The sequence below is a fragment of the Streptomyces sp. NPDC002671 genome, assembly GCF_053592475.1.
The window spans coordinates 210,825-224,757 of the sequence record NZ_JBSFVU010000008.1; the positions used below are offsets into that span (position 1 = coordinate 210,825).

A 13,933-nucleotide genomic window follows, 5' to 3' on the forward strand; every position below is an offset into this window, starting at 1 on the left:
TCTGGAGTCTTCTGAACCTGACACTAAGTCGACAAGTGGCGCCCGTTCAACGAACACGCCGAACCTCCCGTTTTTCTTTTCACCCTATGTGATCAGCCATAGCCATGCCCAACCAGGGTGCTGGCCTGCGCTGATGTGCGTCAACTCCCTGATGACGCAGGGGCGGTGGGAACGCTGACGTCGAAGTGCCGCGCGCCGGGAACTGCTTTCATGAGTGCCGTGAGGGTCCGTGCCTTGACACGGCCGTCCTCGCTGCTGCCCCACGCGACCGTGCGGTTGCCGCTCAACTCCAGCGAGATGTCGTCGTAGGAGCGGACTTGGACGCTCAGGGTGTCCCGCGCGACCGCGGCCGGCACGTCACCCGCGACCCGGACCGCCTCGCGCACCAGCCGGTCGGCGCCGAAGCGCCGGAAGCTCGCCGCGCCCGGGCCCGACCTGGAGGCGGTCAACTTCAGCACCGGAACGCCTTTCGGAGCCCGAGAAACCGTGGCGAAACGGACACCCTTCTTGTCCACTTCGACGAAGTTCCCGCCCTTTCGGACCAGAAGAACCGGAGTGCGCTCGATCACCTTCAGGCCGATTCCATGGGGCCAGGAACGGACCACGTCAACGGTGTCAATTCGGGGCAATTTTCGGCGAAGTCGGGCCTCGATGGCATCCGTGTCGACGGAGATCAGCGGCGCCCCGACCGGCACGGCGGCGGCCTCGCGCACCTCGGCGGGGCTCAGCACGCGCGTACCCGACACCGAGACATGCCGCACGCGCAGCCAACCGGAGCCGTACAACACCCAGGTGGAACCGGCTCCGAGGAGCACGAGAGCGACAGCCAGGATGACGATCCTACGAAGGCGCGGGGTGGCCAACCCCCGCTTGGGCGGCGGGCCGGACGACTCCTGCTGGCGTTCCCCGCGCTCGGCGGTGGTCGGTCCGGCCACGCTCACTGCCCTTTCGTCATACGGTCCTAACGGCGCGAGGCGATCGCCTCGTACACCATGCCGACGAGCAGGTCGTCGGCGTCCCGGCGGCCGAACTCGCTTGCCGCGCGGGACATCTCGTACAGCCGGTGCGGGTCGGCGAGCACCGGCAGGACGTTCTGCTGCACCCACTCGGGCGTGAGTTCCGCGTCGTCGACGAGGAGTCCGCCACCCGCCTTGACCACCGGCTGGGCATTGAGCCGCTGTTCGCCGTTGCCGATGGGCAGCGGGACGTACGCGGCCGGGAGCCCGACGGCGGAGAGTTCGGCGACGGTCATCGCGCCCGCACGGCAGAGCATCAGGTCGGCCGCGGCGTACGCGAGGTCCATCCGGTCCAGGTAACTTACCGGGATGTACGGGGGCATTCCCGGCATCTGGTGTACCTGCGGCAGTTCGTTCTTCGGGCCGACCGCGTGCAGGATCTGGACGCCGGCCTGCTGGAGCCACGGCGCGACCTGCTGGACGACCTCGTTGAGGCGGCGGGCGCCCTGGGAGCCGCCGGAGACGAGCAGCGTGGGCAGGTTGGGGTCGAGCCCGAAGCGGGCGCGGGCCTCGGGGCGGGCGGCGGCGCGGTCCAGGGTGGCGATGGAGCGGCGCAGCGGGATGCCGATGTAGCGCGCGTCGCGCAGCTTGCTGTCCGGGGTGGAGACGGCGACCCGGGCCGCGTACCGCGAGCCGATCTTGTTGGCCAGACCGGGGCGCGCGTTGGCCTCGTGGATCACGATGGGCACGCCGAGCCGCTTGGCGGCCAGGTAAGCAGGCAGGGCGACATAACCGCCGAAGCCGACCACGCAGTCCGCCTTGGTGCGCTCCAGGATCTGCTCGGCGGCCTTGATCGTGCCGCGCAGTCGGCCCGGGACGGTGATCAGCTCGGGCGTGGGCTTGCGGGGCAGCGGCACCGCTGGGATCAGCGCCAGCTCGTAGCCGCGCTCCGGAACGAGCCGGGTCTCCAGTCCCCGTTCCGTGCCCAGGGCCGTGATCCCCACGGTCGGGTCCTGCCTGCGCAGGGCGTCCGCGAGGGCGAGCGCGGGCTCGATGTGGCCCGCGGTTCCTCCGCCGGCGAGTACGACATGCACCGAAATTCACCGCTCTCCGGACGTACGCGCCACCGAGGCGCGCCGTCGCATCGTGTTCCATCTCCGAGGCCCCCGCTCGGCACCGGAGCCTCCCGCCCGCTTTCTACCAAAGCGAGGTTGCCGCATCGCAAGCGCTGCCCGCGCAGCGGGCTCGTCGCGCGCGAAAGCGATCAGCAGCCCGATGGCGAACATGGTCGGCAGCAGGGCGGATCCTCCGTAGGAGAACAGCGGGAGCGGGACGCCGGCGATCGGCAGCAGGCCGAGCACCGCACCGATATTGATCACCGCCTGGGCGGTGATCCAGGTGGTCACGCCTCCCGCGGCGTACCTCACGAAGGGGTCCTCCGTGCGTCCGGCCACGCGGATACCCGCATAGCCTAGAGCCGCGAACAGGGCGAGCACCGACAGCGTCCCGGCCAGGCCCAGTTCCTCACCGGTGACGGCGAAGATGAAGTCGGTATGGGCTTCCGGGAGTTGGCCCCATTTTTCCACACTCGCCCCGAGGCCGGAACCGAAGAGTCCGCCGCTCGCGAGGGCATAGATGCCGTGCACGGCCTGCCAGCAGTCGGCTACGCCGGACTTCGGCTCGGTGGCGCCGATGCAGGCGAGCCGGGCCATCCGGTTGGGGCTGGTCTTGATCAGGGTCACACCGATCAGCCCGGCGACCGACAGCACACCGGCGAACAGCCGGGTCGGGGCGCCGGCCAGCCACAGCAGGCCGAAGAGGATCGCTGTGAGAATGATCGCGGTGCCCATGTCCCCGCCCAGCATGATCAGCCCGAGCAGCAGGAAGGCGACCGGCACCAGCGGCACGAGCATGTGCTTCCACTGGGTCAGCAGCTTCTTTTCCTGCTTGCGGGCGATCAGGTCCGCGCCCCACAGCACCAGGGCGAGCTTGCCGAACTCGCTGGGCTGGACCTGGAAGGAGCCGCCGAGGGAGATCCAGTTCTGGTTGCCGTTGATCGTCATCCCTATCCCCGGCACCTGCACCAGGGCCATCAGGAAGACGGCACCGGCGAGGATCGGGTAGGCCAGCGCCCGGTGCAGCTTCACCGGCATGCGGGAGGCGACGAACAGCAGTGCGCCGCCGATCAGCGCGGCGAGCGCCTGCTTGCGGAAGAAGAACGATCCGGGCAGCGAGAGCTGGAGCGCGGTGATCTGGGAGGCCGAGTAGACCATCACCAGACCGAGCACGATGATCAGCACGCTGCCGCCGAGGATCAGGTAGTAGGCGGTCAGCGGGCGGTCCCAGGCCTTCCGGGCGCGCGTGTACAGCCGTCGTACGGGATTGTCGCCCGGAGGACGGGACACGGCGGGCCGCCGGACGGCCCGCTGGACCGGAGGACGGCCGCCCGTACGGCTACCCGACATCCACGCCTCCCCTGAACGCCGACCGTCCCACGCGTCCCTCCCAAGATCCGCCCGGCAGGCGGCCGGGGTCAGGCTTCGAGTTCGCGGACCGCCGCCGCGAACGCGTCACCGCGCTGGTTGTAGTTGGTGAACATGTCCATGGAGGCACAGGCCGGGGCCAGCAGCACCGTGTCGCCGGGCTGTGCCAGCCGCTGCGCCTCCGTCACCGCCTGGAGCATCGCCCCAGTGTCGGCCCGGTCGAGGTCGACCACGGGTACTTCCGGTGCGTGTCGCGCGAGGGCGTCGCGGATCAGCGCACGGTCGGCGCCGATCAGGACCGCGCCGCGAAGTCGCTTTGCCGACTTCGCGACCAGCTCGTCGAAGACGGCGCCCTTCGCGAGGCCGCCCGCAATCCATACGATCGACTCATATGCCGCCAAAGAGGCTTCCGCGGCATGGGTGTTGGTCGCCTTGGAGTCGTCCACGTAGGCGACGCCGTCGAGGTCGGCGACGTGCGCGATGCGGTGGGCGTCGGGGCGGAAGGCCCTCAGGCCGTCGCGTACGGCCTTGGCGGGCACCCCGAAGGCGCGCGCGAGGGCCGCGGCGGCAAGGGCGTTGGCGATGTTGTGCGGGGCCGGCGGGTTGACGTCGGCGACCTCGGCCAGCTCCTGCGCGTTCTTGTGCCGCTGCTCGACGAAGGCGCGGTCGACCAGGATGCCGTCCACGACGCCGAGTTGGGAGGGCGCGGGGGCGCCGAGGGTGAACCCGATCGCCCGGCAGCCCTCTTCGACGTCCGCCTCGACGACCAGGTCCTCGGTGGCCTTGTCCGCCACGTTGTAGACGCAGGCGACCCGATTGCCTTCGTAGATACGGCCCTTGTCGGCGGCGTACGCCTCCATGGAGCCGTGCCAGTCGAGGTGGTCGGGGGCGAGGTTGAGGACGGCGGCCGAGTGGGCGCGCAGGGAGGGTGCCCAGTGGAGCTGGTAGCTGGACAGCTCCACGGCGAGGACGTCGTACTCCTCGTCGCCGAGGACGGCGTCCAGCAGGGAGACGCCGATGTTGCCGACGGCCGCCGTGCGCAGGCCCGCGGCAGCGAGGATCGACGCGAGCATCTGCACGGTCGTCGTCTTGCCGTTGGTGCCGGTCACGGCGAGCCAAGGGGCTGCGTCGGGGCCGCGCAGGCGCCAGGCCAGTTCGACGTCGCCCCAGACGGGCACGCCCGCCTTCTCCGCCGCGAGGAACAGCGGCTTGTCCGGCTTCCAGCCGGGCGCGGTGACGATCAGCTCGGTGCCTTCCGGCAGCGTCGCCCCGTCGCCGAGGCGCACGGTGATGCCGAGCGCCTCCAGCTCCGCGGCCTGCTCGCGCGCGCGGGCGTCGTCGCCGTCGTTGACGACCGTGACGATCGCCCCACGCGCGTGCAGCACCTTGGCCGCCGGGACGCCGGAGACGCCGAGCCCGGCGACGGTCACGTGCTTGCCCTGGAACTCAGAAGGCCCAGAAGACACCGAGGAGGTCACTTGTCCGCTGCCCATCCTGCATAGAAGAGGCCCAGTCCGACGATTACACAAATGCCCTGAATGATCCAGAAGCGGACCACCACGAGCACTTCGGACCAGCCCTTGAGTTCGAAGTGGTGCTGGAGTGGCGCCATCCGGAAGACGCGCTTCCCGGTCAGCCGGAAGGAGCCGACCTGGATGACGACCGACATGGTGATGAGGACGAACAGGCCGCCCATGATGGCCACCAGCAGCTCCGTGCGGGAGAGGATGGCCAGGCCCGTGAGGACGCCGCCGAGGGCGAGCGAACCGGTGTCACCCATGAAGATCTTGGCGGGCGAGGTGTTCCACCACAGGAAGCCGAGGCAGGCGCCCATCAGCGCGGAGGCGATCACCGCGAGGTCGAGGGGGTCGCGCACCTCGTAGCAGGCGCCCGGGTTGGTGAGGGTCTGCGCGTTGGCGCAGGACTCCTGGAACTGCCAGACGCCGATGAACGTGTAGGCGCCGAAGACGAGGACGGAGGCACCGGTGGCGAGACCGTCCAGACCGTCGGTCAGGTTCACGCCGTTCGACATCGCGAGGATCATGAACAGCGCCCAGATGACGAACAGCACCGGGCCGATCGACCAGCCGAAGTCCGTGATGAACGACAGCTTGGTGGAGGCCGGGGTGTTGCCGCGGGCGTCGGAGAACATCAGCGACAGCACCGCGAAGGAGATGCCGACGATCAGCTGGCCGGCCATCTTCGCCTTGGCCCGCAGGCCCAGCGAACGCCGCTTGACGATCTTGATGTAGTCGTCCAGGAAGCCGACCAGGCCCATGCCGAACATCAGGCCGAGGACCAGCAGCCCGGAGTAGGTGGGCGGGTAACCGGTGATGAGCTTGCTCAGGAAGTACGCGGCGATCGTCGCCAGGATGAAGGCGATACCGCCCATGGTCGGCGTACCGCGCTTGCTGGCGTGCTCGCGCGGGCCGTCGTCACGGATGTACTGGCCGTAGCCCTTGCGGGCGAGGAGCTTGATCAGCAGCGGAGTGCCGACCAGCGTCAGGAAGAGGCCAATGACTCCTGAGAACAGGATCTGCTTCATCATCGGGCGGCAACCTCACCCTCGGCACCGCTCTCGATCAGAGCCTGGGCGACGCTTTCGAGACCCACCGAACGGGACGCCTTCACGAGTACGACGTCTCCCGGGCGCATTTCTCTGCGCAACAGGTCGATCGCCGCCTGTGCGTCGGACACGTGCACCGACTCCTCACCCCACGAACCCTCGTTATATGCGCCCAGTTGCAGCCAGGAGGCCTCGATCCCCCCGACCGCGACGAGCTTGCTGACGTTGAGCCGGACGGCGAGCCGTCCGACGGCGTCGTGCTCGGCGAGCGCCTCGTCCCCCAGCTCGGCCATCTTGCCGAGCACCGCCCACGTGCGGCGCCCCTTGCCCATGGCCGCGAGCGCCTTGAGGGCGGCCCGCATGGACTCGGGGTTGGCGTTGTAGGCGTCGTTGACGATGGTCACGCCGTCCGGGCGCTCAGTGACCTCCATCCGCCAGCGGGAGAGGGAGCCCGCCTCGGAGAGCGCGGTGGCGATCTCGCTTACGGACATACCCAGCTCATGGGCGACGGCGGCTGCGGCGAGCGCGTTCGACACGTGATGCTCACCGTACAGGCGCATGGTCACATCGCTTGCACCGGAGGGTGTGTGAAGCCTGAATGCGGGCTGTCCGCTGTCCGTGAGTCGCACGTTCTCGGCGCGTACGTCCGCTTCGGCCGACTCTCCGAAAAGGACCACCTTCGCCTTGGTACGGGAGGCCATGGCGCGCACCAGCGGATCGTCGGCGTTGAGGATCGCCGCCCCGCCCTCCTCCTCGGAGGGCAGGGCCTCGACCAGCTCGCCCTTCGCCTCGGCGATCTGCTCCCGGCCGCCGAACTCACCGATGTGGGCGGTGCCGACATTGAGCACGAGGCCGAGCTTCGGCGGGGTGAGGCCGGCGAGGTAGCGGATGTGCCCGAGGCCGCGGGCGCCCATCTCCAGCACGAGGAACTCGGTCTCCTCAGTGGCGGACAGGGCGGTCAGCGGCAGCCCGATCTCGTTGTTGAGCGAGCCGGGCGTGAAGACGGTGGGCGCCTTGCGCCGGAGCACCTGGGCGATCAGGTCCTTGGTGCTGGTCTTGCCCGCGGAACCGGTCAGGGCGACGAGGGTCGTGCCGAGCCGGCGTACGACGTCCCGGGCGAGGGCGCCGAGGGCGCTCTGGACGTCGTCCACGACGATCGCGGGCACGCCGACGGGCCGGGACGCCAGGACGGCGACCGCACCCGCCTCGACGACGGCGGCGGCGTAGTCGTGGCCGTCCACGCGCTCGCCGACGAAGGCGGCGAAGAGGCTGCCGGGCACCACTTCACGGGAGTCCCGGACGACCGGTCCGGTGACCTGGACGGACGGATCCGGTATGTCGTGCGTCTGCCCGCCGACGACTGCTGCGATCTCGGCGAGGGAGAGGGCGATCACAAGTTCATCCCTGGGTCTTCTGGATAGCTTCGCGAAGCACCTGGCGGTCGTCGAAGGGACGGACCACGCCGGCGATGTCCTGGCCCTGCTCGTGGCCCTTGCCCGCGACCAGCACGGTGTCGCCGGCCTGGGCGCGGCCCACGGCGGCGGCGATGGCGGCGGCCCGGTCCTCGAAGAGGAGCACCTCGCCGCGCTCGTGCGCGGGCACGGAGGCCGCGCCCTGGAGCATGGTCGCGAGGATCGCGAGGGGGTCCTCGGAGCGGGGGTTGTCGGAGGTCAGTACGGCCGTGTCGGCGAGCCGGGCCGCGGCGGCGCCCATCGGTGCGCGCTTGGTCCGGTCGCGGTCGCCGCCGCAGCCGAGGACGACGTGCAGCCGCCCCTTGGTGACCTTGCGCAGCGCCTTGAGCACCGACTCGACGGCGTCGGTCTTGTGGGCGTAGTCGACCACCGCGAGGTACGGCTGGCCTGCGTCGACGCGCTCCAGCCGGCCGGGCACGCCCGGTACGGCGGCGATGCCGTCGGCGGCGGCCTGCGGGTCGAGGCCGGCCGCGGCCAGGGCCACGATGGCGGCGAGGGTGTTCGCCACATTGAACGGGCCCGGCAGCGGCGACCTGGCGTGGACGCGCTCGCCCTGGGGGCCGAGGACGGTGAACACCGAGTCCATGGGGCCGACCTGGACCTCGTCGGCGCGCCAGTCGGCGTCGGGGTGGCCCTCGGCGGAGAAGGTGACGACCGGGACGGTCGCCTCCCCGGCGAGCCTGCGGCCGTACTCGTCGTCGAGGTTGATCACCCCGAGTCTGCTGCGCCGCGGCGTGAACAGCTCCGCCTTGGCCGCGTAGTAGTCCTCCATGCCGGAGTGGAACTCCATGTGTTCCGGGCTCAGGTTGGAGAAGACGGCGATGTCGAAGACGCAGCCGTCGACCCGGCCGAGGACCAGGGCGTGGCTGGAGACCTCCATGGCGACCGCCTCGACGCCGCGTTCGCGCATGACGGCGAACAGGGCCTGGAGGTCGGTGGCTTCGGGGGTGGTGCGCTCGGACTTGATGCGCTCGTCGCCGATGCGCATCTCCACGGTGCCGATCAAGCCGGTGGCGCGGGCGGTCCTCAGCCCGCCCTCGACCAGGTAGGCGGTGGTGGTCTTGCCCGAGGTGCCGGTGATGCCGATCTGGAGCAGGTCGCGGCCCGGGTGGCCGTAGATCGTCGCCGCCAGCTCGCCCATCCGCGCGCGCGGATCGTCCACCACCAGGACCGGCAGTCCGGTCGCGGCGGCGCGCTCGGCGCCCGTCGGGTCGGTCAGCACGGCGGCGGCGCCGAGGCCGGCGGCCTGGGTGACGAAGTCGGCGCCGTGCAGGCGGGCGCCCGGGAGGGCGGCGTACAGGTCGCCGGGGCGGACGGCACGCGAGTCATGGGTGATCCCCATGACCTCGGCGGCGGTGTCCGGGGCAGCAACACCCAGCTGATCGGCCAGTTCCGCGAGGGGTGTGGCGGAGGCCTGAACCGGTCGCGGCGGTCCCGGATATGTCACGGAAGCGCCCTTCTGGGTGGTTTGGTACTGATCAGCGTGTGGCACGGCGGTGAGCGTACCGGGCGCACCCGCTCCGGAGCGAAGTGAGGCCCCTGCGGCGCCGTGGTTCCCGGACTGGTTCCCGGAATCGGGGGTGATCGTTGTCACGAGCTGGTTCCTGGTGGTCGTTCCGTGGTGCTGGGCCTGGGGCCGGTCAGGGCCGGTAGGTCACGGGCAGCTTCGCGGCCTGCGCCCCGGTCGGCGGGACCTGGAGGGTCTTCAGGGCGAACTCCATCACCTGCTTGTAGATGGGACCGCAGATCTGGCCGCCGAAGTGGTTGCCGGAGGTCGCGTTCTGGATGGCGCAGTAGACGGTGATACGGGGATTGTCCGCGGGGGCGAACCCGGCGAACGACGAGGTGTAGCCGCGGTACCTGCCGGTGGCCGGATCCACACGGTTGGCCGTGCCGGTCTTGCCCGCGACCCGGTAGCCGGGGATCCGGGCCTTGATGCCGGTGCCCTGCTCGTTGTCCACGACGGACTCCAGCATCTGGGCGAGGCTCTTCGCGGTCTTCTCGCTGACGACCCGCGTCTCCTTGGGCTTCGGCACGGGGACGAAGCGCCCGTCGGCGCCCCTGGTGCCGCGCACCAGCGTCGGCTCGACGCGCACGCCGCCGTTGGCGATGGTCGAGTACACGGAGGCGGCCTGCATGGCGTTGATGGAGAAGCCCTGGCCGAAAGGGATCGTGTACTGCTGCGAGGTCGACCACTTCCCGGCGGGGGCAAGGATGCCCGGGGTCTCGCCGGGGAAGCCGAGCCCGGTGTAACGGCCGATGCCGAACTTGCGCAGGTACGAGTAGAGGACCTGGTTCGCCTCGGGCTGGGTCTTGCCGAGCTGGCCGGCGGCCAGGATGGTGCCGATGTTGCTGGACTTGGCGAGCACGCCGTTGAGGGTGAGGTACCAGGTGTCGTGGTCGACGTCGTCCTGGAAGAGCCGGTCGCCGCGGTGCAGCCGGTTGGGTACGACGACGCGGGTGAGCGGGGTGGCCGCGTGCTGCTCCAGGACGGCCGCCATGGACATCACCTTGGCGGTGGAGCCGGGCTCGTAGGCGTCCTGGAGAGCCGCGTTGCCCATGGCCGCCGAGTCCGCCTTCGACAGGTCGTTCGGGTCGAAGCCGGGCGAGTCGGCCATGGCCAGGATCTGTCCGGTGCGGGTGTCCTGGACGATGACGTAGCCGCGGTCCGCCTTGGACTTCTTCACCTGCTCGGTGATGGCGTTCTGAGCGGCCCACTGGATGTCGCGGTCGATGGTGAGCTCGACGTCGGAGCCGGGCACGGCGGGCGTCTCGTTCGAGCCCACGGTGGGCACCTCACGGCCGCCGGACTGGGCGTAGCGGATCTTGCCGTCCTTGCCGGACAGCTGCTTGTTCAGCTCCTGCTCGATGCCGCCGCCGCCCCGGCCCTCGGCATTGACCCAGCCCAGTATCCCGGCGGCGAGGTCGCCGTTGGGGTACACGCGCTGGCTGCTGGGGTCGGCGAAGACTCCGGCCAGCACGTTGACGGTGTTGTGGTCGGTCGCGGCCTTCTTGTTGAGCGCGGACTTCAGGTCCTTGATCTGCTTCCAGACCTGCGGGGTCTGCCGGGTGGCGAGCCGGGTGTACCGGGAGTTCCTGTTCCTGGGCCGCAGCTTCTTGACGATCGTGGCCTGGTCCTGGCCGAGGATCGGCGCGAGCAGGGCGGCGGCCTGTTCGGGCCCGTCGCCGACCTTCAGCTGCTTGGCCGAGAACATCGTCGGGTCGGCCGTGATGTCGTAGGCGTCCTCACTGACGGCGAGGGCGACCCCGTTGCGGTCGGTGATGCCGCCGCGCGCGGCGGCCAGGGTGTGCACGACGAAGCGGTCCTGCTCGGCCCGCGCGGCGTACGCGCTGGCGTCGACGGCCTGGACCTGGAGCAGCCGTACGACGAAGGCGAGCAGTACCAGGGTCAGGGCGAGCCCGACCATACGCAGCCGGGGCCGCGGGCTGCCGAGCCGGAGCGGACCCTGGACCCGGGGCCGCCCCCCGCTCGGTCGACGAGCGGGACGGGCCCCGGACCCGGGCTGCCGCCGCACGGCACCCTGCGGCCGGGAAGGCCTGGCCGGTCCGGGCACACGGCGCCGCGGCGGTTGCCTGTCGGACACTTGCGTCACCTGCCGGGGGTCGGAGGGGAGGCTGGCTGGGGTCTGGCCGCCGGGGCCGGCGGAGCGGGGGCGCCGCGCGGCTGGGCCGGCGGGGCGGGGACGCCGTGCGGCTGGGCGGAGGGGGCCCGGGAGGAGGCCGAGGTGGACGCCGCGGAGGACGCCGCGGAAGGGGCTGTCGCGGGGGTCCCGGAGGGAGCTGCCCGGGGAGCCGTGGCGGGGGCCCCGGAGGGCGCCTTGGACGGCACGGCGGGTGGCGGTGCGGGGAGGCCGGTGGCCGCGGTCATGGCCTCGGGGGCGACCGGGTTGGTGAAGGCGGCGGATTCGGGGGCGGCGGCGCCGGGGACACCCTTGACGGTGCCGTCCGGGCCGAGGAAGGCCGGGTCGCCGCCCGGGACCATGCCGAGTTCGCGGGCGCGGCGCTGGAGGGCGTCGGGGGACGAGTAGGCGTCGATGTCCCGCTGGAGCGCCTGCTCCTCGTCGGTGAGGTTCTTCGTCTGCTTCTGGAGGTCGGCGAGCTTGAACGAGCCTTCGCTGAGCGCGGAGTTCAGCACCAGTAGCCCGATGAGGCCGCCGCCGAGGAGCAGGACGACGAGGAGGACGAACGGGGTACGGGCCGCCCGCGCGCGTCCGGCCGGGAACAGCCGGGCGAGCCGGGCGGCCCTCCCCTTCAGTTCGGGTTTCCTACTCACTTGACCTCCGGTGAGCCCGGAGACCCGACTCACTCACTCGGCGTCCTCCCTGATGCGCTCGGCACCGCGCAGTCGGGCCGGAGCTGCCCGGCGGTTCTCCGCGATCTCCTCCTCGGTGGGAAGTTCGGCACCGCGGGTGAGCAGCTTGAGCCGGGGCTGGTAGCGCTCGGGCACGACCGGCAGTCCGGGCGGGGCGGTGGACGCGGCTCCGGCCGCGAACACCTGCTTCACCAGGCGGTCTTCGAGCGAGTGGTACGACAGCACGGCGACGCGTCCGCCCACGGCGAGGGCCTTCACAGCCGCCGGGATGGCCCGCTCCAGCACGGACAGCTCGCCGTTGACCTCGATGCGCAGCGCCTGGAAGGTGCGCTTGGCCGGGTTGCCGCCGGTCCGCTTGGCGGCCTGCGGCAGCGCGTCCCGGATCAGCTCCACGAGCCGGGCGCTGTTGCTGAACGGCTCCTTCTCGCGCTCGCGGACGATCGCGGAGACGATCCGCTTGGCCTGCTTCTCCTCGCCGTAGGCGCGCAGGATCCGCACCAGCTCGCCCGCCGGATAGGTGTTGAGGACCTCGGCGGCGCTGATCCCGGTCGTCTGGTCCATGCGCATGTCCAGGGGCGCGTCCTGGGCGTAGGCGAAGCCGCGGTCGGCCTCGTCCAGCTGCATGGAGGAGACCCCGAGGTCGAAGAGGACGCCCTGCACGCGCGGGATGCCGAGCCGGTCGAGGACGTCGGGCAGCTCGTCGTAGACGGCGTGCACGAGGGTGGCGCGCTCGCCGTAGGGAGCCAGCCGCTCGCCGGACAGGCGCAGCGCCTCCTTGTCCCGGTCCAGGCCGATCAGCCGCGCCTCGGGGAACCGGGCCAGCAGCGCCTCGCTGTGCCCGCCGAGGCCGAGGGTGCAGTCGACGACCACCGCTCCCGGCTGCTCCAGGGCAGGCGCCAGCAGATCCAGGCACCGCTGGAGCATCACCGGGACGTGTCGACTCTGGCTCAAGGGGGCCTCTCAGTTCCGGCGGGCCGTACGCACCGTCGGGTCCCCCGAGCCGTACGTACGCGCCGCGCGCGCGAGGAGACGGGTCCGGGTGTGCGCCGGGGTCTCCGGGGGTTTCAGCAGCGAGGAGAGACTCGTCTCCCGCTTTCGCGTCACTTTAGTCCACCCCGTCCCGCGGTCAATCAACCGGCCTGCGCGTCGCGTACCGCATCACGGCCGCGGCCGCACTTCGAACAGATTCACCCATCCGGCCCAGGTTTGCCCTCCGTGTGGGTTAGCTCACAACAAGCCACGATGACGTTCTTTGTCCGCTCTCACAGCAGGCCTCGGCCACATGTGACCAGTACCGTCGTGAGTATGACGACTTCAGCAGCAGTTCCCACTGGATCCGAAGGCGCCATAACCAAGGGCGACACGGTGACGGACCGTCTCGTTGAGGCCAACGAGACGTACGCCCAGGACTTCACCGATCCTGGTATGGACGCGCGGCCCGTGCTGCACGTGGCCGTGGTGGCCTGTATGGACGCCCGGCTCGACCTGCACGCCGCGCTCGGCCTGGAGCTGGGCGACTGTCACACCATCCGCAACGCCGGCGGCGTCGTCACCGACGACGTGATCCGCTCCCTCACCATCAGCCAGCGGGCGCTGGGCACCCGCAGTGTCGTCCTGATCCACCACACCAACTGTGGTCTGGAGTCGCTCACCGAGGACTTCCGTCACGAGCTGGAGATGGAGGTCGGCCAGCGCCCGGCGTGGGCGGTGGAGTCCTTCCGCGACGTCGACCAGGACGTCCGCCAGTCCATGCAGCGGGTGCGCACCTCTCCGTTCCTGCCGCACACCGACGACGTGCGCGGCTTCGTCTTCGACGTGCACACGGGTCTGCTGCGCGAGGTCGACCCGGCCTGACGTCCCGGCCCGCCCCGACACCCCGCCCGAACACCCCCCTCCGCGGAGGCACTCCGCCGCCCGGTACCAGAACGACGGTTCGAAAAACGCCACGGAACCGGCATCCTGCGGGCAGTTGTCCACAGGCAAGTGACACGAATCCGTAACGGCAGCAAGAATGCGGGGTGTGGCAGCACGCGGAACTGTTTCCGCATGGTGTCCGTGTTTCGGGGTGGGCCGGTTTCGCATGCAGAGCGTCGGCCCGTGAATGAAAGGGCCGAGGAGGGCCG

12 protein-coding genes are annotated in these 13,933 nt (G+C 70.7%); 1 reads left to right on the forward strand and 11 read right to left on the reverse strand.

Annotated features, from left to right (window positions below; translation table 11 throughout):
- Positions 1 to 140 precede the first annotated feature (140 nt).
- The 11 genes from ACWD35_RS14865 to ACWD35_RS14915 all read right to left on the reverse strand — a co-directional run bounded on the left by ACWD35_RS14865 (position 141) and on the right by ACWD35_RS14915 (position 12,914).
- The gene (locus ACWD35_RS14865) at positions 141 to 935 is read right to left on the reverse strand and encodes a cell division protein FtsQ/DivIB (protein ID WP_451351606.1); all 795 of its coding nucleotides are present in this window, start codon (positions 933 to 935) and stop codon (positions 141 to 143) included.
- Between the two features lie 26 nt (positions 936 to 961).
- Complete coding sequence (gene murG, locus ACWD35_RS14870; protein ID WP_451351607.1) at positions 962 to 2,050, reverse strand: undecaprenyldiphospho-muramoylpentapeptide beta-N-acetylglucosaminyltransferase; 1,089 nt, start codon at positions 2,048 to 2,050, stop codon at positions 962 to 964.
- Positions 2,051 to 2,056: 6 nt separating this feature from the next.
- Positions 2,057 to 3,421 (reverse strand): putative lipid II flippase FtsW, encoded by a 1,365-nt coding sequence (gene ftsW / locus ACWD35_RS14875; protein ID WP_451351608.1) that lies wholly within the window; start codon positions 3,419 to 3,421, stop codon positions 2,057 to 2,059.
- A 68-nt stretch (positions 3,422 to 3,489) separates the two neighbouring features.
- Positions 3,490 to 4,932, reverse strand: a complete 1,443-nt coding sequence (gene murD / locus ACWD35_RS14880) for a UDP-N-acetylmuramoyl-L-alanine--D-glutamate ligase (protein WP_451351609.1) — start codon at positions 4,930 to 4,932, stop codon at positions 3,490 to 3,492.
- Complete coding sequence (mraY, locus tag ACWD35_RS14885) at positions 4,914 to 5,984, reverse strand: phospho-N-acetylmuramoyl-pentapeptide-transferase (RefSeq protein ID WP_451351739.1); 1,071 nt, start codon at positions 5,982 to 5,984, stop codon at positions 4,914 to 4,916. The genes murD and mraY overlap by 19 nt, the downstream gene beginning before the upstream one ends.
- A complete protein-coding gene (locus ACWD35_RS14890) occupies positions 5,984 to 7,399 on the reverse strand; it encodes a UDP-N-acetylmuramoyl-tripeptide--D-alanyl-D-alanine ligase (RefSeq protein ID WP_451351610.1) in 1,416 nt (471 codons plus the stop codon). The genes mraY and ACWD35_RS14890 overlap by 1 nt, the downstream gene beginning before the upstream one ends.
- Before the next feature lie 4 nt (positions 7,400 to 7,403).
- Complete coding sequence (locus ACWD35_RS14895) at positions 7,404 to 8,924, reverse strand: UDP-N-acetylmuramoyl-L-alanyl-D-glutamate--2,6-diaminopimelate ligase (protein WP_451351611.1); 1,521 nt, start codon at positions 8,922 to 8,924, stop codon at positions 7,404 to 7,406.
- A 193-nt stretch (positions 8,925 to 9,117) separates the two neighbouring features.
- The gene (locus ACWD35_RS14900) at positions 9,118 to 11,082 is read right to left on the reverse strand and encodes a peptidoglycan D,D-transpeptidase FtsI family protein (RefSeq protein ID WP_451351612.1); all 1,965 of its coding nucleotides are present in this window, start codon (positions 11,080 to 11,082) and stop codon (positions 9,118 to 9,120) included.
- 5 nt (positions 11,083 to 11,087) lie between these two features.
- Complete coding sequence (locus ACWD35_RS14905) at positions 11,088 to 11,771, reverse strand: FtsB family cell division protein (RefSeq protein ID WP_451351613.1); 684 nt, start codon at positions 11,769 to 11,771, stop codon at positions 11,088 to 11,090.
- Positions 11,772 to 11,804: 33 nt separating this feature from the next.
- Positions 11,805 to 12,761 carry a 16S rRNA (cytosine(1402)-N(4))-methyltransferase RsmH gene (gene rsmH, locus ACWD35_RS14910; protein ID WP_451351614.1) on the reverse strand — a complete coding sequence of 319 codons (957 nt, stop codon included), beginning with the start codon at positions 12,759 to 12,761 and terminating at the stop codon, positions 11,805 to 11,807.
- 9 nt (positions 12,762 to 12,770) lie between these two features.
- Positions 12,771 to 12,914 carry a hypothetical protein gene (locus ACWD35_RS14915; RefSeq protein ID WP_451351615.1) on the reverse strand — a complete coding sequence of 48 codons (144 nt, stop codon included), beginning with the start codon at positions 12,912 to 12,914 and terminating at the stop codon, positions 12,771 to 12,773.
- Between the two features lie 138 nt (positions 12,915 to 13,052).
- Here ACWD35_RS14915 and ACWD35_RS14920 point away from each other — a divergent pair, with 138 nt between their 5' ends.
- Positions 13,053 to 13,664: a beta-class carbonic anhydrase gene (locus ACWD35_RS14920; RefSeq protein WP_451351616.1), complete on the forward strand. Its 612-nt coding sequence runs from the start codon at positions 13,053 to 13,055 to the stop codon at positions 13,662 to 13,664.
- Positions 13,665 to 13,933: the final 269 nt, after the last annotated feature.

Coding starts and splice junctions, on each gene's coding strand:
- ftsW (WP_451351608.1), bottom strand. CDS start 3,421: ATGTCGGGTAGCCGTACGGGCGGCCGTCCTCCGGTCCAGCGGGCCGTC.
- murD (WP_451351609.1), bottom strand. CDS start 4,932: ATGGGCAGCGGACAAGTGACCTCCTCGGTGTCTTCTGGGCCTTCTGAG.
- mraY (WP_451351739.1), bottom strand. CDS start 5,984: ATGAAGCAGATCCTGTTCTCAGGAGTCATTGGCCTCTTCCTGACGCTG.
- ACWD35_RS14920 (WP_451351616.1), top strand. CDS start 13,053: ATGACGTTCTTTGTCCGCTCTCACAGCAGGCCTCGGCCACATGTGACC.